Source organism: Kitasatospora sp. Ki12, assembly GCF_054601375.1.
Window position 1 is genome coordinate 823,152 of the sequence record NZ_BAAIHT010000002.1, and the last position, 20,469, is coordinate 843,620.

At 71.8% G+C, this 20,469-nt stretch carries 22 protein-coding genes and 3 pseudogenes; 13 read left to right on the forward strand and 12 right to left on the reverse strand.

Annotated features, from left to right (window positions below; genetic code table 11):
- Window positions 1-22: 22 nt before the first annotated feature.
- Both ACYP53_RS21175 and ACYP53_RS21180 read right to left on the reverse strand, forming a co-directional pair.
- The gene (locus ACYP53_RS21175) at window positions 23-727 is read right to left on the reverse strand and encodes a response regulator (protein ID WP_459648522.1); all 705 of its coding nucleotides are present in this window, start codon (window positions 725-727) and stop codon (window positions 23-25) included.
- Complete coding sequence (locus ACYP53_RS21180; RefSeq protein ID WP_459648523.1) at window positions 724-1,914, reverse strand: histidine kinase; 1,191 nt, start codon at window positions 1,912-1,914, stop codon at window positions 724-726. The genes ACYP53_RS21175 and ACYP53_RS21180 overlap by 4 nt, the downstream gene beginning before the upstream one ends.
- Before the next feature lie 275 nt (window positions 1,915-2,189).
- On the opposite strand from ACYP53_RS21180, the gene ACYP53_RS21185 reads away from it, so the two are divergent.
- The 3 genes from ACYP53_RS21185 (at window position 2,190) to ACYP53_RS21195 (ending at window position 4,608) form a co-directional block, all read left to right on the forward strand.
- Complete coding sequence (locus ACYP53_RS21185) at window positions 2,190-3,575, forward strand: tannase/feruloyl esterase family alpha/beta hydrolase (RefSeq protein ID WP_459648524.1); 1,386 nt, start codon at window positions 2,190-2,192, stop codon at window positions 3,573-3,575.
- Window positions 3,576-3,715: 140 nt separating this feature from the next.
- Window positions 3,716-4,123 (forward strand): ArsR/SmtB family transcription factor, encoded by a 408-nt coding sequence (locus tag ACYP53_RS21190; protein WP_459648525.1) that lies wholly within the window; start codon window positions 3,716-3,718, stop codon window positions 4,121-4,123.
- The gene (locus ACYP53_RS21195) at window positions 4,120-4,608 is read left to right on the forward strand and encodes an SRPBCC family protein (protein ID WP_459648526.1); all 489 of its coding nucleotides are present in this window, start codon (window positions 4,120-4,122) and stop codon (window positions 4,606-4,608) included. The genes ACYP53_RS21190 and ACYP53_RS21195 overlap by 4 nt, the downstream gene beginning before the upstream one ends.
- A gap of 63 nt (window positions 4,609-4,671) precedes the next feature.
- On the opposite strand, the gene ACYP53_RS21200 is transcribed toward ACYP53_RS21195, so the two are convergent.
- Complete coding sequence (locus tag ACYP53_RS21200) at window positions 4,672-5,076, reverse strand: RidA family protein (protein WP_459648527.1); 405 nt, start codon at window positions 5,074-5,076, stop codon at window positions 4,672-4,674.
- 215 nt (window positions 5,077-5,291) lie between these two features.
- Between ACYP53_RS21200 and ACYP53_RS21205 the strand changes: the two genes are divergently transcribed.
- Window positions 5,292-5,963: a C40 family peptidase gene (locus ACYP53_RS21205; RefSeq protein ID WP_459648528.1), complete on the forward strand. Its 672-nt coding sequence runs from the start codon at window positions 5,292-5,294 to the stop codon at window positions 5,961-5,963.
- A gap of 10 nt (window positions 5,964-5,973) precedes the next feature.
- On the opposite strand, the gene ACYP53_RS21210 is transcribed toward ACYP53_RS21205, so the two are convergent.
- Window positions 5,974-6,450 (reverse strand): MarR family winged helix-turn-helix transcriptional regulator, encoded by a 477-nt coding sequence (locus ACYP53_RS21210; RefSeq protein WP_189914514.1) that lies wholly within the window; start codon window positions 6,448-6,450, stop codon window positions 5,974-5,976.
- Between the two features lie 102 nt (window positions 6,451-6,552).
- On the opposite strand from ACYP53_RS21210, the gene ACYP53_RS21215 reads away from it, so the two are divergent.
- A complete protein-coding gene (locus ACYP53_RS21215; protein WP_189914516.1) occupies window positions 6,553-6,963 on the forward strand; it encodes a VOC family protein in 411 nt (136 codons plus the stop codon).
- Window positions 6,964-7,025: 62 nt separating this feature from the next.
- Here ACYP53_RS21215 and ACYP53_RS21220 read toward each other — a convergent pair whose 3' ends face one another.
- A complete protein-coding gene (locus tag ACYP53_RS21220) occupies window positions 7,026-7,190 on the reverse strand; it encodes a CbrC family protein (protein ID WP_459649802.1) in 165 nt (54 codons plus the stop codon).
- Window positions 7,170-7,363: pseudogene (locus ACYP53_RS21225) on the reverse strand (IS30 family transposase); the annotation flags it as partial. The pseudogene ACYP53_RS21225 and the gene ACYP53_RS21220, both read right to left, overlap by 21 nt.
- A 142-nt stretch (window positions 7,364-7,505) precedes the next feature.
- On the opposite strand from ACYP53_RS21225, the gene ACYP53_RS21230 reads away from it, so the two are divergent.
- Window positions 7,506-8,108, forward strand: coding sequence for a hypothetical protein (locus ACYP53_RS21230; RefSeq protein ID WP_459648529.1), 603 nt, complete (start codon window positions 7,506-7,508; stop codon window positions 8,106-8,108).
- A gap of 113 nt (window positions 8,109-8,221) precedes the next feature.
- Here ACYP53_RS21230 and ACYP53_RS21235 read toward each other — a convergent pair whose 3' ends face one another.
- From ACYP53_RS21235 to ACYP53_RS21250, 4 genes are all read right to left on the reverse strand, one after another.
- Window positions 8,222-8,764 (reverse strand): hypothetical protein, encoded by a 543-nt coding sequence (locus tag ACYP53_RS21235; protein WP_459648530.1) that lies wholly within the window; start codon window positions 8,762-8,764, stop codon window positions 8,222-8,224.
- A 147-nt stretch (window positions 8,765-8,911) separates the two neighbouring features.
- Window positions 8,912-10,201: a threonine--tRNA ligase gene (gene thrS, locus ACYP53_RS21240; RefSeq protein WP_459649803.1), complete on the reverse strand. Its 1,290-nt coding sequence runs from the start codon at window positions 10,199-10,201 to the stop codon at window positions 8,912-8,914.
- A 252-nt stretch (window positions 10,202-10,453) separates the two neighbouring features.
- Window positions 10,454-11,185, reverse strand: coding sequence for a leucine-rich repeat domain-containing protein (locus ACYP53_RS21245; protein ID WP_459648531.1), 732 nt, complete (start codon window positions 11,183-11,185; stop codon window positions 10,454-10,456).
- 291 nt (window positions 11,186-11,476) lie between these two features.
- Entirely contained in the window at window positions 11,477-12,652 is a 1,176-nt protein-coding gene (locus ACYP53_RS21250) for a serine hydrolase domain-containing protein (RefSeq protein WP_459648532.1), read from the reverse strand.
- Between the two features lie 383 nt (window positions 12,653-13,035).
- Between ACYP53_RS21250 and ACYP53_RS21255 the strand changes: the two are divergent.
- Window positions 13,036-13,553 (forward strand): annotated as a pseudogene (locus ACYP53_RS21255) (aldo/keto reductase); the annotation flags it as partial.
- A gap of 106 nt (window positions 13,554-13,659) precedes the next feature.
- Here the strand turns inward: ACYP53_RS21255 and ACYP53_RS21260 are convergent.
- Window positions 13,660-14,148 (reverse strand): carboxymuconolactone decarboxylase family protein, encoded by a 489-nt coding sequence (locus tag ACYP53_RS21260; protein ID WP_189914533.1) that lies wholly within the window; start codon window positions 14,146-14,148, stop codon window positions 13,660-13,662.
- Window positions 14,149-14,289: 141 nt separating this feature from the next.
- On the opposite strand from ACYP53_RS21260, the gene ACYP53_RS21265 reads away from it, so the two are divergent.
- Window positions 14,290-15,255, forward strand: a complete 966-nt coding sequence (locus ACYP53_RS21265) for a pirin family protein (protein ID WP_459648533.1) — start codon at window positions 14,290-14,292, stop codon at window positions 15,253-15,255.
- 747 nt (window positions 15,256-16,002) lie between these two features.
- On the opposite strand, the gene ACYP53_RS21270 is transcribed toward ACYP53_RS21265, so the two are convergent.
- On the reverse strand, window positions 16,003-16,551 hold the full coding sequence (locus tag ACYP53_RS21270) for a flavoprotein (RefSeq protein ID WP_459648534.1): 549 nt from the start codon (window positions 16,549-16,551) through the stop codon (window positions 16,003-16,005).
- 160 nt (window positions 16,552-16,711) lie between these two features.
- On the opposite strand from ACYP53_RS21270, the pseudogene ACYP53_RS21275 reads away from it, so the two are divergent.
- From ACYP53_RS21275 to ACYP53_RS21295, 5 genes and pseudogenes are all read left to right on the forward strand, one after another.
- Window positions 16,712-17,083: pseudogene (locus ACYP53_RS21275) on the forward strand (helix-turn-helix domain-containing protein); the annotation flags it as partial.
- Window positions 17,084-17,258: 175 nt separating this feature from the next.
- A complete protein-coding gene (locus tag ACYP53_RS21280) occupies window positions 17,259-17,828 on the forward strand; it encodes a DinB family protein (RefSeq protein ID WP_189926876.1) in 570 nt (189 codons plus the stop codon).
- Window positions 17,829-18,041: 213 nt separating this feature from the next.
- On the forward strand, window positions 18,042-18,599 hold the full coding sequence (locus ACYP53_RS21285) for a hypothetical protein (RefSeq protein ID WP_459648535.1): 558 nt from the start codon (window positions 18,042-18,044) through the stop codon (window positions 18,597-18,599).
- A gap of 39 nt (window positions 18,600-18,638) precedes the next feature.
- Entirely contained in the window at window positions 18,639-19,838 is a 1,200-nt protein-coding gene (locus tag ACYP53_RS21290; RefSeq protein ID WP_459648536.1) for a helix-turn-helix domain-containing protein, read from the forward strand.
- Window positions 19,839-20,131: 293 nt separating this feature from the next.
- The gene (locus tag ACYP53_RS21295; RefSeq protein WP_459648537.1) at window positions 20,132-20,377 is read left to right on the forward strand and encodes a hypothetical protein; all 246 of its coding nucleotides are present in this window, start codon (window positions 20,132-20,134) and stop codon (window positions 20,375-20,377) included.
- The last annotated feature ends 92 nt before the right edge of the window (window positions 20,378-20,469 follow it).

The following is a 20,469-nucleotide window of genomic DNA, read 5'->3' on the forward strand; positions in this document are numbered from 1 at the left end:
CGGGCGGTGTGCGGGTGGTGTTTCAGAGCAGGCCGTGGTCGCGGGCGTACAGAGCGGCCTGAGTGCGGTCGCGGAGGCCCAGTCGGTTGAGGATGCGGGAGATGTGGTTCTTGACGGTCCCCTCGCTGAGGTGGAGCCGGTCGGCGATCTCCCGGTTGGTGGCGCCGCCCGCGATCAGGCGCAGCACGTCCGTCTCGCGGCCGGTCAGCGCGTCTGCCGGGCCCGGGCGGTGGGGACCGGGGGCCGGCTGCGGATCCGTTGCCGCCGGGGTCACCCGACCTGGGATCGTCAGGGCGGCGGCGAGACGGGCCAGCACTGCTGTGTCGAGCTGGGCGACACCGGCGTGGACGAGGCGTACGGAGCGGGCGAGTTCGACGGAGGGCAGGTTCTTGAGCAAGTAGCCGACTGCGCCGGCCACGAGCGCACCGGCGACGTAGTCCCGGTCGTCGAAGGTGGTCAGCATGACGACCCTGCACGAGGGCACCCGGGTGGCGAGGACGGCGGTGGTGTCGATGCCGTCCATGCCGGGCATCCGGACATCGACCAGGGCGACGTCCGGCCGGTGGATGACGGCGGCCTCGACGGCCGTCGCTCCGTCGCACGCGGTGGCGACGACGGTGATGCCCGGCTGGATACCCAGCAGGGAGGCGATCCCCTCCCGGACCAGCTCCTGGTCGTCGACGACCAGGACGCGCACCGGCTCCCCCGGGACCTCCGGCCCGCTCACCCGGCGCTCCCCACCGGTATCGGGCAACGCGGGACGGTGACGGTGACGACGGCTCCGCCCGCCTCCCGAGGCGTGGGCTGACCGTCGATGTCGACGCGCCCGCCGAGGAGTTCGACCCGCTCGCGCATGCCGCGGATCCCGAAGCCGGTGCCGCCGGGGCGGTCGGTGGGGACGGCGGCGAAGCCCCGTCCGTTGTCGGCCACGACCAGCCGGGCCGCGACCTCGCCATAGGCGGCCGTGACATCGATGCGGGTGGCCCGTCCGTGCCGCTGAGCGTTGGTGAGCGCCTCCTGGGCGGCCCGGTACAGGGCGGTGAGCGGCTCGGCGCCGTACCCGGCCTCGTCCCCGGTGACCTGGAGGGTCACGGTCATCCGGTCGTCGCCGAAGTGTCGGACCAGGTCGGCGAGCGCGCGGGTGAGGGAGAAGGGCCGGGCGTCGCGCAGCGCGCTCACGGACTCGCGGACCTCGGTGAGGGCCCGTCCGGCGGACCAGCGGGCGTCCGACACCGCCTTGGCGGAGGCCGGCGGGTCGAGCTCCCGGAACGCCTCGGCCTTCTCCAGCTGGATGGCGACAGCGGTGAGATGGTGTCCGAGGCTGTCGTGGATCTCCCGCGCGACCCGGTTCCGCTCGTCGGCCGTGGACAGCTCCGCCACCCGCAGCGCGTACGCGGCCAGCTGCTCGTGGGAGTCCTCCAGCTCCGCCAGGACGCCTTCCAGCCGCGCCCGCGCCTGCTGCTCGCGCACGGCGACGGCCGCCATCGATCCGGCCAGTGCCAGCGCCAGGCCGAACATCAGCAGGTCTGAGACGTACTCCGCGCGCACCCACCACCGGGGGACCCACAGCGTGTAGCCGACGACCAGCAGGGCGACACAGCCCGCGCCGCAGAGCACGCCGGCTCTTCGGCCGAAGGCGAGGTAGGCCGTGAACGGCACCAGGACGAACAGGGCCCGAGAGACGCCCGAGCCGTCCAGCGCGGCGACGGCCGTGAACAGCAGGAGCCGGACGGCCAGCAGGACCGCCTCCCCACGGACGGGGCTGCTCGGCTTCCGGCAACGCCGTTCGAAGACCTCCAGGGCGAGGAGCAGGGCCAGCCCCGCCACGAAGCCCGCGACGCGTGCGAGGTGCGCCGGGCCACCCGAGACGGCGGCGTGGTAGATCCCGCCGGCCAGGACCGCCGTGTACAGCACGGGCGGAATCCACGGCACCGCGGTCGACGGCGAGGCCATCCGTTCCCCCTCCCAGTAGCTCTTCACCGGGGACCATACGGGACCCCGGTAACCGGAGCACAAGCCTCTCCCAAGGTCTGGCCACAGGTCATGTGCCGATCGGCAGGGGGAGGTGGCCGTGCGACGGACCGGACGCCGGAGGAACTGGCCATTCGGCACTCCCCGGCGCCCTGCCCCGCTGCCTACGGTCGGTCTGTCCCGATCACCGCACCACCCGGCCCGAGGAGCTTTCGACCATGGCCCGCACGAGTTCCCGCACGATGTACCGGCGTTGGCGCCCCCTCGTCGCCGCCGTCCCCGCCCTCCTGGCAGTCGGTCTCCTCCCCGCCGCCGAGGCGAGCGCCGCCCGCACCGCCTGCGAAGGACGGCGACTGCGCGTTCCCGGTGCGGAACGCCTCGTCAGCCACTGCCTGGCGGACCTCACCACCACCGGCACCCGCCCGCTCGGCCTCACCAACCCCGAGGACTACGACAAACTCCAGGCGCTGGACACGGTCAACCCGTCGCACGTGCCCGGCATCCAACTCGACGGCTACTTCCCGGACACCTCCACGACCAACACCAACAACGGCTGGAACCACGACAGCCAATTCGTGATCCGACTGCCCGAGCACTGGAACGGCGGCCTGGTCGTCGCCGGCCCGCCCGGCACCCGGCGGCAGTACGCCAACGACCAGATCATCAGCGACCAGGTGCTGGCCAGGGGTTTCGCGTACGCCGCCACCGACAAGGGCAACACCGGCCCCGAGCTGTACAAGGACGGGGACGAGCCGGGCGACGCGATGATGGAGTGGCACCTGCGCGTCGCCCAACTCACCGTCGCCGCTAAGCAGGTGGCCGCCAAGCACTACGGGAAGGCGCCGACCCGGACGTACGCCGCCGGCCTCTCCGCCGCCGGGTACCTGGTGCGCTGGCAGCTGGAGCACTACCCACAGCTCTACACGGGCGGCATCGACTGGAACGGCCTGCTGCTCACCCGGGACGAGCCCGCCCTGCTGACCAACCTGCCTCCCGCCCTGCGCGCCTACCCCCGCTGGGACCGGCACGAGCCCGGCGCAGCCGAGGCCATGTACGCCGCCGGGTACCCGAAGGGCTCCGAGAAGCTGTGGAAGGCCCACTACTACACCCTCTGGGACTCCCTGCAGCGCACCATCCGCGAGGAGCTCGACCCGGACTACGACGGCGCCGCCCAGGGCGGCACCCCGTTCTGCCCCGAAGGGACGGGCGCCGGCTGCGACACCGACTACGACTACGCCGCCCGGCCCGACAGCGTCCACGACGCGGTCGAGCGGGTGTCGCTGACCGGCCGCATCACCCGGCCGCTGATCACCATCCAGGGCACCTTCGACGTCCTGCTCCCGATCACCCGGACCGGCGACGTGTACGACCGGATGGTGAACGACTCCGGCCGGGGTGACCTGCACCGGTACTACAGGATCGAGAACGGCACCCACACCGACGGCTTCTACGACCTGGCGAAGGATGTCGTCCGGCCGATGCAACCCTGCTTCAACGCGGCCTTCGACGACCTGGTGGCCTGGACCACGAAGGGCGCCACCCCGCCGCCCAGCCACACCGTCCCCCGGGCCGCCGACGACACGACCACCGGCTGCGCGCTCTGATCGGAGGAGTTCACGACCGAATCCACAACCGAACGGTTGAATACGTGGGCGGGGCGGCGTAGCGTTGTTCTCAACCAATCGGTTGAGGATCGGTCGAGCCGCACCGGCTGAGGATCGGTTCGGACGGACAGGAGGGTGTGTTGGCTGTCGACCAGCTGTCCCGGGCGTTCGTGGCCCTGGCGGACCCGACCCGGCGGGACATCGTGGCCCGGCTGTCGGTCCGGGACGCGACCGTCGGCGAGTTGGCCGAGTCCTACGCGATATCCATGCAGGCCGTCTCCAAACACCTGAAGGTGCTGGAGGAGGCCGGGCTGGTCAGCCGTAGCCGGGACGGCCAGCGCCGGCCCTGCCACCTGGAACCGCAGGTGTTCGAGTTGATGACGAGCTGGATCGAGCGGTACCGGCGCCAGGCCGAGGAGCGGTTCAGCCGGCTGGACGCCCTCCTCGCGGACCTGGCCGACGAGACCGCACCCACGGGCGAGCACCACGACGCCAAGAACGACAGCGACAGCGACAGACCTCAGCAGAGCGAAGGAGTCCCGTCATGACCTCCACCAACGGCCCCGAGACCCGGATCGAAGCGGACCCGCAGCTGCCCACCATCCGGATCGTCCGCGAGTTCGACGCCCCGCGGGAGCGGGTGTTCCGGGCCTGGATCGACCCCGAACTGGTCGCCCGGTGGCTCGGCCCGAAGGACCTCGACATGAAGATCGACACCTGGGAGGCACGCACCGGCGGGCACTACCGCTACTCCGCGCACCGCGACGGCCAGGTGGTCGCCTCCTTCTACGGCTCCTTCCACGAGGTCCGGCCGGCCACCCGGCTCGTCCAGACCTTCACCTTCGAGGGCATGCCGGACGGCGTCTCACTGGACACCGCGACCTTCGAACCCGCCGGGGAGGGCCGCACCCGCGTCACCGTGCTGTCGGTCGTCGACAGCCTGGAGGCCCGGGACGCCATCCTGGCCAGCGGCATGGAGCACGGCGTGGTCGAGGGCTACCTGCAGCTGGACGCCCTGCTCGCCGCGGGCTGACCGGGCCCGACCCGCCGACGGCCGTGGCCTGCCGACGGCCCGGTCAGACCGGGCCCCGGCGGGTCACGGCAGCACCGCGACCGCCTCGACCTCCACCAGCTGCTGGTCGTACCCGAGCACCGAGACGCCGAGCAGCGTGCTGGGCGCGTCATGCTCCCCCATGTAGGAGCGGTAGACGTTCCATACCTTCACCAGGTCCGCCTGGTCGCCCGAGGCCACGTACACGGTGGTCCGGGCGATATCGGTGAGAGCGGCGCCGGCGTCCTCCAGCACGGTTATCAGGTTGCGCATCACCTGATGGGCCTGCCCCTCGTAGTCGCCGACGGCGACCGTGCGACCCTCCTCGTCGAGCGGGCAGGCCCCGGCCAGCCACAGCGAGCGCGCCGGGGCGTCGACCACCGCGCCGTAGGCGTAGTCGACGGCCTGCGTCAGCCGGGAGTTACGGATCAGTGTGACGGTGCTGCTCATGAGGTCCTCCGACGGCCCGACCGAACGTTCGCGCCCATCGTTGGCCTCCGCCGAACGACCGTCAAACCATTTACCGGCGAACTTCCCACCGTTCCAAGGCCGGTGCGCCCACGATTCACCGTTGCGGGTGATGGCGGACGGCCCGGCGGGCACGGAATCCTGATGCCCGCACACACACCGCTAGCCACTCGCAACCGCCGTCCGGGAGCCGCCCCATGGAACACCGACCGACGGACCAACGACCGGCCGACCACCAATCGACCGATCGCGACCAGGACACCGGCGTCGCACGGCGCCGTATGCTCGGCCTCGCCCTCGGCGCGGGCCTGGTCCCGGCACTCGCCCCGGCGGCGCTCGCAACCCCCGCCGCCACCACGTCCGCACCGGCCGCGTCCACACCGGCCGCCTCCTCCGCCGAGGCCCTGGGCCGGCGGGTCGCCGCCGTGGCCGCGGCCCAGATCGGCGTGCCCTACGCCTGGGGCGGCGGCGACCGCCTCGGCGCGGGCCTCGGCTTCTGCGACGAGGAGAACGGCTGGCTGAACGGCGTGTGCATGGGCGAGAAGACGGTCGGCTTCGACTGCAGCGGCCTGTCGCTCTACTGCTGGTACCGGGCCAGCCACGGCACCGTCGAGCTCGGGCACTACACCGTCGCCCAGTTCAACCTCAGCGCCCCGGTGGACCGCACCGCGCTCGCCCCGGGCGATCTGCTCTTCTTCTCCCGCCCCGACGCGCCCCTGCACCACGTCGGGGTCTACGTCGGCGACGGCGCGATGATCCACGCCGAGCGCACCGGGACGCTGGTCGCCCGCGTCGAGAACGTGCTCGACGTCCCGCGCTGGGCGGGCGAGTTCGCGGGCGCCCGCCGCCCCGCGCCGCCCGCCGACTGAGCACACCCCGTCACAGCCCGCTGCGCCGCTCCCCCGCCCCCTGGTGCACCCGCAACAGCAGCGACTGCAGCACCTGCCGCTCCCCCGCGTCCAGCGGCGCGAGCACCTCGTCCTGCACCGCCCGCGCCAGCGCGTCGAGTTCGGCGAGCAGCTCCCGCCCGGCGGCGGTGATCGAGACCGAGACCCGCCGCCGGTCGGCCTGGTCCCTCGCCCGCTCGACATGCCCGGCGGCGGCGAGCTGGTCGGCCACCTTGGCCAGGTCGCTCGGATCGAGGCCGAGCCGCCGCACCAGGTCCCGCTGGGCCTGCGGACCGAAGTCGGCGAGCGCGGCGAGCACCGCCATGTCCCAGAGCCGCAACCCGCGTTCGGCCAGCCGCTCGGCGAGCCGGCCCCGGGCCGTCTTGCCGATCCGGGACAGCAGGTAGGTGCTCAGGTCCAGCAGGGTCGGCGGGAGTGCGGGTGCGTCGATCGGATCCTCGGAGGCCATGGCGGAAGTCTAGGGTGTATTCCTATAGTGGGTCTCGACCCACTACTTCTCGAGCCCACCGATCCGCCCATCCATCCGCCCACCGCCCCCAGGAGCCCGCCCGTGGACGCCCTCTACCCCCGCCTGCTCGTCACCCGCTTCGCCGACTGCTTCGCCTTCTACCGCGCGATACTCCCCCCGCTCACCGGCGCCACCCTCGTCAAGGGTGCACCCGAAGGCCCGTACGCCAACTGGGACGTCGCCGACCAGGCCGTCCTGGTCCTCTTCGACCGCTCCGCGATGGCCACCACACTGGGCACCACCGAACTCCCCGCCCGCCCCACCGCCCCCGCACAGGACGCCGCGATGCTGGTCTTCCGGGTCGACGACGTGGACACCGCCCTCGACCTCTGCCTGCACCACGGAGCCACCCTCGCCGCCCCGGCCACCGACCGCCCGGAGTGGGGCCCGAACCTCCGCAGCGCCCATCTCCGCGACCCGGACGGCCACTTGATCGAGCTGCAGTCCTACTAGGAGCACCCGACAGAAAGCCCTGTTGTAGCCATCTCCCCTTCCTGGCAGGCTCATTGAACGAGCTAGGCGGCGTCCGCGTATGCGAGGTGGGCGCCACAGACTCGGCACTGGAAGAGGTAGGCGGTCGGCTGGCCGTTCTTGGACAAGGCCATGAGGTACTGCTCGGCCTGGGACGAGGCCCGGAGGCCGATGTGGCCGGTTGTCCAGGCCGCGAGGAGTTCGGCCAGGCGCTCGGCTGAGGTTTCCCACCGAGCGCCTTGCGTGGGCGGCCGTTGGGTTCGGCAGCGACGGCGGCCAGGTGCTCGGGGGTGTGGACGGTCAGGTCGGCGCCCATGTGGAAGTGCTGCCGCGGCAGGCCGTTGGTGTTCTCGTCCGAGCCGTGTTGCCAGGGCCGGCCGGGCCGATCTGCCGGTGAAACTGCCGCTGGCCCTCACCGGACCGCCATAGCCTTCACTCAGTGCTCACCGGAACTCCATCCGGACGCACCGTCAGATGCCGTGTGCCACAGGCGCGTTACCTACGAGAGGATCCGAAACTCTCCCATGACCAGTCTCCGTCTACGAGCCGCAGCCCTGGCGGCCGTCGCCGCGATCGGGTTCGCCACCCTGAGCGCCGGCGCCGCCCAGGCCGCTCCCGGCACGACTCCGGCCCAGGCCCCGGCGGCCCCGGCTCCGGCGGCTGCGGTCCCGGCCGCTGTGGCCGCGGCGGCCACCGCGCTGTCCGCGCCCACCCGCATCCCGATGAACAGCGCGATCTACCGCAACCAGGCCTGGTACTCGCCGGACCACCACATCATGCTGGCCATGCAGGGCGACGGCAACGTGGTCCTCTACCGCGACACCACCCCGCTCTGGGTCGCCAAGGGCGCCATGCCCAACGGCAACGTCCTGGTCATGCAGGGCGACGGCAACCTCGTCGTCTACGCCGCCGACAACACCCCGCTCTGGTCGAGCGGGACGGCCGGTCACGCCGGTGCCGAGCTGACCGTCTACAACGAGGGCGCCATCGCGGTCGAGCAGAACGGCAAGGTCCTCTGGACCTCGGTGCCGCCCACCCCCCAGCTCCCGCCGTGCCCGCCGTGGGGCCCGCCCTACCCCGGCCAGTGGATCCCGCCGTGGTGCCCGACCTGGCCCTTCCCCAGCTAGTGACGCGACAGCCGGGGTCGCGACAGCTGGTGCCGCGATAGCCGGTGACGCGACGCAGTCCGGGCCGGCCGTTTCGCCCGGCCCGGACTGCCCGGACTGCCCGTCGGCCGCCGTCAGCGGTGGAAGACCTGCAGCTCCCGCACGACGTCGTTGAAGTTCGCCCCGAGAGCGGAGGCCGGGAGGTCCACGGTCTTCTCGACGTCGAGCGTGGACCAGAGGTGGGCGGCGTTGCAGTTGTTGTAGCCCTTCATCGAGGACACGCTGAGCGCCACGTCGAAGTAGTTCACCAGGTGGTAGCCGGTGGCGTCGCAGCCGCCCGCGTCCCCGTAGAAGGCGTAGATGACGCCGCCGCCGTAGTCGGCGTCCTTGAACTCCTCCAGCAGCAGCGTGCGGTCGGCCGGTTGCTCCGCCGCGCGGGTACGGCCTTCGGACCGGGCGAGCGCGTCGGCGAGGGAGTCCGGCGAGCAGGCCCGGCCGAGGACCGGCGAGAAGCCGTCCGCGCCCGGCGCGTGCCCGACCACGGCGGCGCAGTACCGGGCGTCGGGTACGGGCAGCGGGCGGTGCTGGGCGGAGCCGGCCGGGGCGGCGGCGACCGCTCCGGCGAGGGCGAGACAGCCGGCGACGGCGGGAGCGACGAGTCTTCGGGGAACGCGCATCGGGGACCTCCGGGACGGGTGGGGGCAACGGCGGCCGTGGACTCGGCCACCGCGCCCATTCGACGGGTGGCCCTCACCCCCGGCCCGGCCGACACACCGCGTGACCGCACTAGTCGTACGTACGCCACCGCCCGCGGCCCCTCCCGCTCACCCCTCCCCGCCGTCGTCCCACAGCTCGGCGCCGCACCCGGCGACCAGCGCGCCGATCCGCGCCCAGGCCTCCTCGGCCGGCAGCGGCTCCAGTCGGCGGCCGTCCCGCAGGCGCAGCGCGACCCGGTCGTCCACGGCCTCCTTGGCGCCGATCACCGCCTGGTACGGGACCAGCCGGGCCTCCCTGATCCGGGCGCCCAGGCTGCCGTGCTCGGGCCCGGCGACCTCCGCGCGCAGCCCGAGGTCGAGGCAGCGCTGCCGGAGCCGTTCGGCCTGCGGCAGTTCGGCGTCGGAGATCGGCAGCAGCACGACCTGCACGGGCGCGAGCCAGGCGGGGAAGGCGCCGCCGTACAGCTCGATCAGGTGGGCGACCACCCGTTCGACGCTGCCGATCACGCTGCGGTGGACCATCACCGGGCGGTGCTTGGCGCCGTCCGGGCCGATGTAGTGCAGGTTGAACCGCTCGGGCTGGTGGAAGTCGATCTGGACGGTGGAGAGGGTGAACTCGCGCCCGGCACCGTCGGCGATCTGCACGTCGATCTTGGGACCGTAGAACGCGGCCTCGCCCTCGGCCGCCTCGAACGGCACCCCGGAGCGCTCCAGCACATCGGTGAGCAGGGCGGTGGCGCGCTGCCAGAGCGCCGGGTCCGCCACGTACTTCCCGCCGGCGCCGGGCAGCGAGAGCCGGTAGCGGACCGGCACGATGCCGAGCGCCCGGTGCGCCTCGCGGATCAGCTCCAGGGCGGCGACGGCTTCGTCGGCGGCCTGCTCGGGGGTGCAGAACACGTGCGCGTCGTTCAGCTGGATCGCCCGGACCCTGGTCAGCCCGCCCAGCACGCCGGACAGCTCGGATCGGTACATGCCGCCCAACTCGGCCATGCGCAGCGGGAGTTCCCGGTAGCTGTGGGAGCGGGAGCGGAAGATCAGGGCATGGTGCGGACAGAGGCTGGGGCGCAGCACCATCTCCTCCGACCCCAGTTGCATGGGTGGGAACATGTCCTCGCGGTAGTGCGCCCAGTGGCCGGAGATCTCGTACAGCTCTCGCTTTCCGAGCACCGGGGAGTAGACGTGGCGGTAGCCGGCCCGGCGCTCGCGGCCGCGGATGAACTCCTCCAGGGTGTGCCGGATCGCCGCGCCGTCGGGCAGCCAGTACGGGAGGCCGGATCCCATCAGCGGGTCGGTGTCGAAGAGGTCGAGTTCGCGGCCGAGCTTGCGGTGGTCGTGCGCGGCGTGGTTGTCGATGGGGCGGTCGTTCGCGGCCTGGTCGTGCGCGGGGCGGTCGTTCATGGGGCGGTCGTTCACGGTGTCGGTCTCCACTCGGGCAATGCGGGCGAGTGGACCGGGAAACGACGAAGCCCCGGGGCACTCGCCCCGGGGCTTCGGACTAGGTCAGCAGTCAGCGCGCCGGGACTCTCTCCGGCGTCGTCGTGGCGAGTGCAGCGCGCTTCATGCGACCAACCGTAGCAGTTCGGCCGACGGACGCAAGATCTTTCCCGGCGCCTCCTGGGGGCTTCTGCCGCCTCCACCGGACAGACGACCTCAGTGCAGGACGACGCACCCGCGCGCGCCGAGCGCGTCCAGCAGCCGCGCCGACGGCCGGACGTCGTTCCACCGCAGGTCCAGCTTCTCCAGGGCGGGCAGCGCGCCCGGTCCGGCCAGCCAGTGCGGCAGTTCGGCGATCCGGTTGCCGCGCAGGTCGAGCCGGCGCAGTAGCGGCAGCCCGGCGAGGACGGACGGGACCTCGGTGAGCGCGTTCTCCCTGAGCTCCAGCTCGCGCAGTTCGGTGAGCCCGGCCAGCGAGTCCGGCAGGCCGGTCAACTCGTTGCCGCGCAGCCAGAGTTCGCGCAGCGCCCCGAGCTTCCCGAGCTCCTCGGGCAGCGCGCCGAGCCGGTTGTGCTGCGCCCGGAGCTCGACCAGGGAGGCCATCTCGCCGATGGTGGCGGGGAGTTCGGTGAGCCGGTTCTCGCCGACGTTGAGGTAGCGCAGCGCGGTGAGCCGCCCGAGGGTGTCCGGCAGGGTGGTCAGCGCGTTGTCGTGCAGGTAGAGGAAGTCGCCGAGACCGGTGAGGTCGCCCAGCTCGGCGGGCACCTCGGCGAGCTTGTTGTGCCCGAGGTCGAGGGTGCGCAGCGCGGTCAACCGGCCGATGCCTGCAGGGAGTTCGGAGATCCCGGTGTCGGCGAGGATGAGCACCGTCAGGTCGGTGCGCTCCCACACCTCGGCCGGCACCTCACCGAGCGGCTGCCGCCAGAGGTTCAGGGTCACGTCGGTCACTGCTCGCCCCTCGTCGTCCGTACAGGTCGGAGGATCGTCCCATACGGCTCACGCTGCCGCTCCGACCCGCCCACACCGTCGAGCATCCCGCGCGAGGGATTCCCCCGTGAGGGCTCCCCTCAGCGGACGGATCGGCCTGGCGCCGACCCCGCCGGGGTCAGTGAGGTACCCCGGCGGGGTCGGCGCCGCGCCGAGCGGAGCACCCGGGCGGAGCACCCCGGCGGAGCACCCGAGCGGAGCACCCGGGCGAAGCACCCCGGCGGAGCACCCCGGCGAACCACCCGGGCCGCGTCACCGGGTGCCGCAGAAGGCCTGCTCCAGGAAGCCGACCTCCGCCACCATCTGCGCCTGGACCTGCTTGTCGTCACCGCGCGTGGTCACGGACAGCGCGACCTGCCGGTCGCCCGAGCTCCACAGCTGCGAGCTGTAGCCGGGCACCCCGCCGTCGTGACCCCGGACCTCCCCGCAGGACAGCTGCCACCGGGCCAGCCCCAGGCCGTAGCTCAGCCCGGTCGGCTGCCCCTCGATCTCGACCGGGATCGTCGTCGTCATCTCCTTCATCAGCTGCGGCGGGAGCAGCCGGCCGCTGGTCAGGGCCTGCTCGAAGCGGTTCAGGTCGCTCAGGGTGGAGATCAGCTCGCCCGCCGCGTTCGCCCAGGAGACGCTGGCCACAGTCACGTCCCGGTCACTGCGGTCCGCCGGGCCCGGGCCCTCGACGAGCGTCACGTAGCCGTGGGCGTGCGGGCCCCGGATGTCGGTCGCCGTGCCCGGGAAGTACGTCCCGTCCAGTCTGAGCGGGCGCAGGACGCGCGCGGTGATCTCCTGCGCGTAGCCGTGCCCGGTGACCCGCTCGATGATCATGCCGAGCAGGGCGTAGTTGACGTTGGAGTAACCGTACCCGGTGCCCGGCGGGAAGTTGGGCGCGTGCGCGACCGAGGCCGCGACCACCTGCGCCGGGGTGATCGTCCTGGTCAGCCCGCCCTGGTCCAGCCAGTCCCGGACCGCCGCCGCGTCGGCCAGCTCGGGGAAGACCCCGCCCTTCTCGTTGGTGGAGTCCCAGAGGCCGGAGCTGTGGTTGAGCAGCTGGCGCACGGTGATCTTCGCGCCGTTCGGGACCAGGCCGGGCAGGTGGCGCTCCACCGGGTCGTCCAGGCCGATCCGGCCCTCGCCCACCAACTGGAGCACGGTGGTGGCGGTGAACACCTTGGTGACGCTGCCGGCCCGGAACCGGCCGTCGGTACGGACCGGCGCGCCGGTGGCCAGATCAGCGACGCCCGATCCCCCGCGCCAGACGCGGCCACCGTCCCTGACCTCCGCGATCGCCGCGACGGCGCCCGCGTCCGTCACCGCCCGCAGTGCCGCCGCCCGGCGCTCGGCCGCCCCTTGCTGTCGGCCGTCCGGCGACCCGCCGGCCTGCTCGGCAGCACCCGGCTCGGCCGCACCCGCCGAGGCGACCGGCGCGGCCACCGCCAGGCAGACCGCCGCCGCCGCTGCGGCAGCCGCGCGCCGAGCCGCACCCGACCCACCCCACCCCGGACGCGCCGAACGCGCCGCCGCACTCGCCATACCCTCCGCCGTACGTCCCCCACCCAGCACCATGCGTCCCCACCTCCACCGGGCGAGCACCCCCTCGCCCTCGCCCCCCAGCCTCGCCGCCGGCCTGACGTTTCGTCATCCACCGCCGGGAGGAACCGGTCGTCCACCCGCCATAGGAGGGCCTACGCCGAAAGGCGGAGGCCCTCGACGTCGGCCGACCAGGTTCCGTCCGACGGATCGCGGACACGGCCATCACCGGTCGTAGCCTGATCCGCCGGTCCTGGACCACCCTCCGCCGGAACGACCGCCGAAGCGACGTCCCTGAGCTCCGGCTCGGCGACGCCCAGGGCCCCGTGCCCGCTTCCCTCGCCGAGGCGTTCGACACGCTCGTCGAACTCCAGCAGCAGGGGCTGATCCGGCACCTCGGCGTGAGCAACGCGAGCAACGCGAGCAACGCGAGCAACGCGGCGGCGGCACAGGTCGCGGAGGCACGCTCGATCGCGCCGATCGTGTGCGTCCAGACCATGTACAACCTCACCCACCGCCAGGACGACGAGCTGATCGACGGACTCGCCGAACAGGGCATCGCCTACGTGCGCCCTTCTTCCCCCTCGGCGGCTTCAGCCCGCTGCAGTCCTCCGCGCTCACGGTCGTGGCCGCCCGGCTGGACGCGTCGCCGATGTCGGTCGCCCTGGCCTGGCTGTTGCGGCGGTCGCCGAACATCCTGCTGATCCCGGGCACCTCGTCGGTGGCACACCTGCGGGAGAACGTCGCGGGCGCGGGACTCCGGCTCCCCGACGACGATCTCCTCGCGCTGGACAAGATCGGCCGCCGACCCCACGGCGGGCAGCACGCGGGCAGCACGCGGGAGGGTCGCAGCACGGGAAGTCGGCCCGGCCGCCTTCCCGTGCCGAGGGCGGGATCCGGTGGGCGGCGCCCTAACGCGCCGGGGCCGGACGGACCGGGTGCTTGCTCATGATGGAGACCCGGTTGAAGGCGTTGATGGTGATCGCCACCCACACCGCCGCCGAGATCTCGGCCTCGCTCAGCGCCGCGCGCGCGGCGCCGTAGGCGGCCTCCTGCAGGGTCGCGTCGGCCGGGTCGGTGGTCGCCTCGGCGAGCGCGAGTGCGGCGCGCTCCCGCGCGTCGAACAGTTCGGTGTCGCGCCAGGCCGGGAGCACGCCCAGCCGCTGGGTCGTCTCGCCCTCGCGCAGCGCGGCCTTGGTGTGCACGTTCAGGCAGAAGGCGCAGCCGTTGATCTGGGAGACCCGGAGGTTGATGAGCTCCACCAGCCGGCGGTCCAGCCCGGCCTCGGCCGCCGCCTCGCGGGTCGCCTCGGCGGCCGCGACCATCGCCTTGTAGGCCTGGGGGCTCTGCTTGTCGATGAACACCCGCCGGTCCGCGGGGACCACCGTCACGTCACTCACCTGAACTCCTTAGGCTTGATCACTGTCGTCCGCCACTCTGCCATGCCATAATAGTTGAATATAGAACTATCTTGGACTCCAGAAGCACACCAGCAGCACCCGGAACCACGAACCACCTCGCACCTGGGAGGGACCCCGACCGTGAGCACCACCGAGACCGACCTCGTCGACCCGAACGCCGCCGCCCCGCGCCTGGAGGTCCTGCCCCCGCGCGACGTCCCGCTCGGCGGCCCGCGCGCGATGACCGTACGCCGGACGCTGCCGCAGCGCTCCCGCACTCTGATCGGCGCCTGGTGCTTCGTGGACCACTACGGCCCCGACGACGTCGCGGACACCGGCGGCATGGACGTCGCCCCGCACCCGCACACCGGGCTGCAGACGGTCAGCTGGCTGTTCACCGGCGAGATCGAGCACCGCGACAGCCTCGGCGTGCACGCGTACGTCCGCCCGGGCGAGGTCAACCTGATGACCTCCGGCCACGGCATCTCCCACTCCGAGGTCTCCACCCCGGACACCACCACCCTGCACGGCGTCCAGCTGTGGGTGGCCCTGCCCGAGGAGCACCGGCACACCGGCCGCGACTTCCACCACCACGCGCCCGCCCCGGTCGCCCTGGACGGCGGCGAGGCGCGGGTCTTCCTCGGCACCCTGGCCGGCGACACCTCCCCCGTCCCCACCTTCACCCCGCTGCTCGGCGCCGAGATCGTCCTGCGCCCGGGTGCCACCGTCACCCTCTCCGTCGACCCCGCCTTCGAACACGGCCTGCTGGTCGACGCCGGCGAGGTCGACTTCGCCGGCACCCCGCTCAAGCCCGCCGACCTCGGCTACCTCGCCCCCGGCCCCACCACCCTGACCCTCACCAACAACGGCGACACCGACGCCCGGACGATCCTGCTCGGCGGCACGCCGTTCGAGGAGCAGATCGTCATGTGGTGGAACTTCATCGGCCGCACCCACGAGGACATCGTCCAGGCCCGCGCCGACTGGCAGGCCGCCGCCGACCGCTTCGGCGAGGTCCAGGGCTACCCCGGCGACCGCCTCCCCGCCCCCGAACTCCCCGGCACCCCGCTCAAGCCCCGCGGAAACGTGCGCCGACCTGCACGTTAGGCGATCGGGGGTGTGGTGGCCCGGGCCACCACACCCCCGCCCCACCCCTCGCGTCACGACCGGGGCCCCGGCCTCGCTTCACCAACGAAGCCATCGCTTGGACCTGGTGCGCTGTCGGGTCTTCGGACCGGACCCGCTGACGTCGCAACTCGTCGAGACGGTAACGGGTTTCAGCGATTCTCCCTGCCGATACCGGCCGAGCCGGTCTGTGGGGTGCATGCCGAGCCGGAGGTGATCGCGGCACCGGTCGAGGCGTCGCAGGTGGAGATGCCCGGACGTCCGCAGGAGCTGTACGGCGAGCTGGATGGAGTGCTGGCAGCGGCGGGTGAGCTGGACATCGTGGTGCTGCAGCACTACATCGCCCACCGGCGGATCCTGAACGTGGCCTCGGTCGTGTTCCGCCCAGGGCACGAGGTGCTGCTGGTGTACCTGCGGCTGGACCCCCCTGCTCGGCTTCGGAGTCGGCCGCCAGGAGTGCATGCCCGGCTGGGACTCCGGCGCCGCACCGGTCCTGTGGCACGACTCCATCATGGACGCCGTCCCGCTCCTCCAGCGCTCCGCAGAAATGCCCGCCGAGCTAAGCCCGTTGATCTACCACACCCTCAAGGCAGCCGAGAGCATTGGCGAGCTGATCACCAGCCCGCTCTCCGCCGCCATATTGAGACCAGTTGGACCAAAGACGAAGGACTAGTGCCGTAGCCCGCCCGTACACAGCCTCCGTCGGCCGGGCTACCTCGGAGCCGAGGGTCACCGCCCGATGGACTCCTCGACAGCGACGAGTGCGGCCTCCCACGGGTAGGCCTCCGGTCGCCCCTGGCCGGGAGCGTTCGGGACGAAGCCTCCTTCGCCGAGCAGCACGCGCACGCCGGCCTCGCGCAGGGTAGCGACGCTGCGGGGGAACTGGGGGTGGCCGGTCAGCGCCGTGTTCGTGCACGGCATCACCGTCAGCGGGATTCCCTTGCCGATCGCCTCGGCCGCGAACCCTACGACCCAGGAGGTCGTGATGCCGAGGGCCAGGCTGTTGATGCTGTTCATCGTCGCGGGCGCGAAGAGGACCGCGTCGGCGGGCGGGAGGACGTCCGGGTCGCCCGGCCGACGGTAGGTGGACTTCACCGGATGGCCGGTCAGACGCCTCAGCGTGGGGAGCCCGTCCTGGAGCCAGCCCTCCGCGGTCGGGGTGAGCCCGAGCGCGACCTCCCACCCCCTGAACTGGGCGTGGCGCACGACCTGCGCCACGTTCAGGACCGGCGGGGCGGCGGAGCCGAACAGGTACAGGACCGGACGCGTGGTGGACATGGCGGTCATCGAACCCTGTGGGGACGGTCGGCGGCAATCCCTGTCGAATTCGGTGATGCGCCTGACTACTGCTGTGACCGGGAAGGTCCACCGGGTTGGCGCTCGCAGGTCTTGAGCCGGTTGGATGTCGTGAGACGTTCAACTCGGAGGAGCAAGGCCAGTGGCAGAGCCGGTCAGGGTCCGTAGGCTCACGGACCGGGAGGGCCAGCAGTTACAGCGGATCGTGCGCCGTGGCAGCACGAACACCGTGCGCTGCCGGCGGGCGATGATGCTGCTGGCCTCGGCCGGCGGCAACCGGGTGCCGGTGATCGCCCAGCTGGTCCAGGCGGACGAGCACACCGTGCGCGATGTGATCCACCGATTCAACGAGATCGGGCTGGCCTGCCTGGGCCCTCGGTGGGAGGGAGGCCGTCCCCGCCTACTCGGTCCTGACGACGAGGACTTCGTTGTCCAGACGGCCACCACGCGCCCCAGCAAGCTCGGGCAGCCCTTCACCCGCTGGTCCATCCGCAAACTGCTCGCCTACCTGCGCTGGCGCAATGCCAACGCCCGCCATCCCGACGTTCTCGCGGCCCAGCGCAAGGAACGAGCCCGCATCCGCAGCGAGCAGGGCGTCCGGTGGGGAGGGCGACCCGGAAGCCGAGCGGCGTGAAAGACGCCACGAGCACAGCCCAGTTGCACAGCACGAACCTCACGAGGAGCTCCGCATGGACCACCGGGACGTCGACACAGCCTTGGCAGAGTTGCTGAAGGTACTGGGACCGCATGCCGACGAGGATTGGACGGTGCCGGCAGGTCCGCTGACGTGGAGCTGCTGGGAAACGGCGGTGCACATCGGGCACGACCTGCTGGCCTACGCGGGGCAGGTGGCAGCAAGTCCCGCCGACTCCTACCTCCCTTTCGACCTGAACGTCCGCCCCACTGCCTCCCCGACCGAGGTACTCCAGACGGTCACCGCCTGCGGCCGCCTCCTCAGCTCCGTACTGGCCGCAGCCAGTCCGACCTCGAGGGCCTGGCACTGGGGTCCCTGTGATCCCGAAGGCTTCGCAGCCATGGGCGTCGCTGAAGCCCTGCTGCACACACACGACATCACACAGGGACTGGCCGTGGACTGGCAGCCGCCCGCACCGCTATGCGCGGCCGTGCTCGGTCGGCTGTTCCCCGACGCCCCTCCTGGAGACCCCGTCCAGGTGCTTCTCTGGTGCACCGGCCGCCAGGAACTGGACGGCCTTCCCCGCCGAACCTCGTGGATATGGAAAGCAGCGCGCTCCGACTGATCGCACCCCCCCGGCGAACCTTCTCGGTCACAGCACTACTTGGCGCTACCGTCGGATCACCGGGCCGAAACTCCTCAAGGAACGCGCCGTGACTGACCTCAGAAGCCGTTGTCGTACCGAACTTGATCGGCGGGTTTCCGCAGTTCAGGCATGATGCCAGCATGGCGAGGCATGCTCGGGCCGTTGGGTTGTCTCGTTGATGGAGGTGCCGGGATGGCGTCGGTGGTGGGTGTCCTGGAGGAGCGGGAGCTGGCCGCGCGTGAGCGCGTGGAGGAGCTTCGGGAGGTGGCGGACCGGGTACTCGCTGAGGTCGCCGAAGCGGAGACGGCCTGGCACGAGTGGCTGATCGCCCGGCAGCGCGTTGGCGAGGTTCTGTCCGGGCCGCGGCCCGGACAGGCAGGTGAAGCTGGCCCGGGAGCCGGTGAGTCTTCCGGGTCGGAGCCCGCGACGAACGCGCCCGCCGAGGTTCCCCTACCGAGGGCCGCGCGATCGGGCTCGATCGTCCCGGTGTGGCGTCCCGCGCTTTCCATGGACGCGCTCGCTCCCCACTACCAGCGCATCCTCGCCACACTCACCGAACAAGCATCCGGCGGGAAGCCAGTGATGTCCTGTCAGGAGACCGCCGGGGGCCTGTATGACGCCATCCCCGCTGGGGAGTTCCAGCCCAGCACCGTCATGGGCGACCCTGCCGGCCTCGACTTCGACCTGTGGCGCAACATCGTTCGCGAGCTCAACGAGGAGCCGCACCGCGACCTGTTGCTCGGCTCGTAGGCTGGTCGTCGGCAAGCCGCCACAACCTCAAGGAGCGCCGTGTCCATCACACGTCAGCCGGAGCAGGCCACCACGCCGGAGGCGAGCCAGGCCCAGTGGCGGCAGGTCCGGCACTATTTGAACCACAGCCGGTTCGAGCTGACCCAGACGGCTATGGCTGGCCGGGCTCCCCATGAATTCGCGCCCGGTGGCAGGGTGCTGGCACGCAAGCACTGGATTCCCGAGATGCCCGTGCCCCTGGAGCAGGTCCGGTTGCGGTGGCAGGAGCAGACCCCAATCACTCCCATCGACGGCAGCGGTCCTGAGCTGGACGCCACCCGCGCTCGGCGGGCCGACGGCACCCCGTACACCTTCTACGCTGACGCTGTCCGCGACCTGGCCAAGCCGCGGCTGTTCGAGAACCGCAGTTGCTACCGGCTGCTGGAGGTGGCGGAGGATGCCACCGAGCCGACGCTCACCTTCGGCCGCGGCCACTACTTCGACGTCATCAACGTCTGCGAGGCCGCGGCTCACGAGTACGCCGCCGCTGCCCTGGCCGCACCTGAACAGCCGGTGACCGACCTGAACGCCACGCCGTTTCGAGCCGCCATCGGCGACCCCACCGACCTCGGCCGGCGGCCGGTCATGGCCGCCGTCAGCACGCTCGCCATCCGCTACGACCGGCGGACCGGCTCGGCGGAGTTCGTCCTGCACTGGCGCGACCCGGCGAAGGTCGCGAGCGGCGGCGGCCTCTTCCAGGTCATGCCGGTGGGCATGTTCCAGGCCTCCCATGACGCGCCGTGGAACGAGGCCAACGACTTCGATCTGTGGCGGGCCATCGTGCGCGAACTCAGCGAGGAACTGCTCGGCAGCAGCGAGGACTACGGCAGCGAAACCCGCCCCATCGACTACGACGCCTGGCCGTTCAACCAGACCCTGAGCGCGGCCCGAGCGGCGGGGACGCTGCGGGTGTACTGGCTGGGGCTGGGCATGGACCCGCTCACGCTCGTCACCGACATGCTGACCGTCGCGGTGTTCGACGCCGAGCTGTTCGACGCGACCTTCGCGCGGATCGTCTCCACCAACGACGAGGGCCACCGTGTGCAGTTGGAGGACGGCACCGGGCAGGCATCAGGGATTCCGTTCACGGCTGAACAGGTGGAGCGCTTGACCGTCAGGGAGCCGATGCAGCCGGCGGGAGCAGCGCTGCTTCAGCTGGCGTGGCAGCACCGCGAGGCGCTCCTGAACATGGGTGGCTGAGAGGGGCTGCCGCAACGACGGTGAGCGCTGTGGCACTTCGCCTGGGCCACCGACGACCCGCTGGTGCACGCCCGCTACCGCCTCGAATGGCGCTTCCGCGCCGCCCGCGAGCGCGCACGCCTTCACCCGGTGCCCGACCGGCACAGCTACACCCACACCGCTTGGGCGCGGCCGAGCAGGCGGAGGGGTCCTCGTCGATGATCGAATAGCGGCGTTTTAACAGATCAGCCCCGGTATTCCCTTTCTGTCGTGACACTTGGTCAACATCGCCGCAAGGCCTTACAGTGCGCGCCATGAATCTCCGTACCAAGAAGACGCTGGGTGTCCTGCTCAGAGGCGCGATCATCCTCACCCTCTCGACCCTCTACGGCCTGACCAGAGGCGGGCACCTTGGGGTCAATCCGGTCTTCTTCGTCTTCGTGGCCTTGTTCTTGGCGATCGCCGGGTACACGTGGTGGTGGTACGGCGACTCCCCCAAGGCGGTGGCTGTGCGGGCGAAGGTGGAGGCCAAGAAGGCCGCCCGACAGCAGTTGAGCTGATCACGCCGGCCTCCTCGGGTTCGACGGAGGCAGATGGGTCAGTGGAACCACGTCTCACGCTTGATCGAGACTGTTACGCCCAATCGCGCTTC

Bases quoted from the DNA above. Each gene is read 5' to 3' on its own strand.
- ACYP53_RS21185 (WP_459648524.1), top strand. From the start codon at position 2,190: ATGGCCCGCACGAGTTCCCGCACGATGTACCGGCGTTGGCGCCCCCTC.
- ACYP53_RS21195 (WP_459648526.1), top strand. From the start codon at position 4,120: ATGACCTCCACCAACGGCCCCGAGACCCGGATCGAAGCGGACCCGCAG.
- ACYP53_RS21200 (WP_459648527.1), bottom strand. From the start codon at position 5,076: ATGAGCAGCACCGTCACACTGATCCGTAACTCCCGGCTGACGCAGGCC.
- ACYP53_RS21205 (WP_459648528.1), top strand. From the start codon at position 5,292: ATGGAACACCGACCGACGGACCAACGACCGGCCGACCACCAATCGACC.
- ACYP53_RS21210 (WP_189914514.1), bottom strand. From the start codon at position 6,450: ATGGCCTCCGAGGATCCGATCGACGCACCCGCACTCCCGCCGACCCTG.
- ACYP53_RS21230 (WP_459648529.1), top strand. From the start codon at position 7,506: ATGACCAGTCTCCGTCTACGAGCCGCAGCCCTGGCGGCCGTCGCCGCG.
- ACYP53_RS21235 (WP_459648530.1), bottom strand. From the start codon at position 8,764: ATGCGCGTTCCCCGAAGACTCGTCGCTCCCGCCGTCGCCGGCTGTCTC.
- thrS (WP_459649803.1), bottom strand. From the start codon at position 10,201: ATGAACGACCGCCCCGCGCACGACCAGGCCGCGAACGACCGCCCCATC.
- ACYP53_RS21270 (WP_459648534.1), bottom strand. From the start codon at position 16,551: ATGTCCACCACGCGTCCGGTCCTGTACCTGTTCGGCTCCGCCGCCCCG.
- ACYP53_RS21280 (WP_189926876.1), top strand. From the start codon at position 17,259: ATGGACCACCGGGACGTCGACACAGCCTTGGCAGAGTTGCTGAAGGTA.
- ACYP53_RS21285 (WP_459648535.1), top strand. From the start codon at position 18,042: ATGGCGTCGGTGGTGGGTGTCCTGGAGGAGCGGGAGCTGGCCGCGCGT.
- ACYP53_RS21295 (WP_459648537.1), top strand. From the start codon at position 20,132: ATGAATCTCCGTACCAAGAAGACGCTGGGTGTCCTGCTCAGAGGCGCG.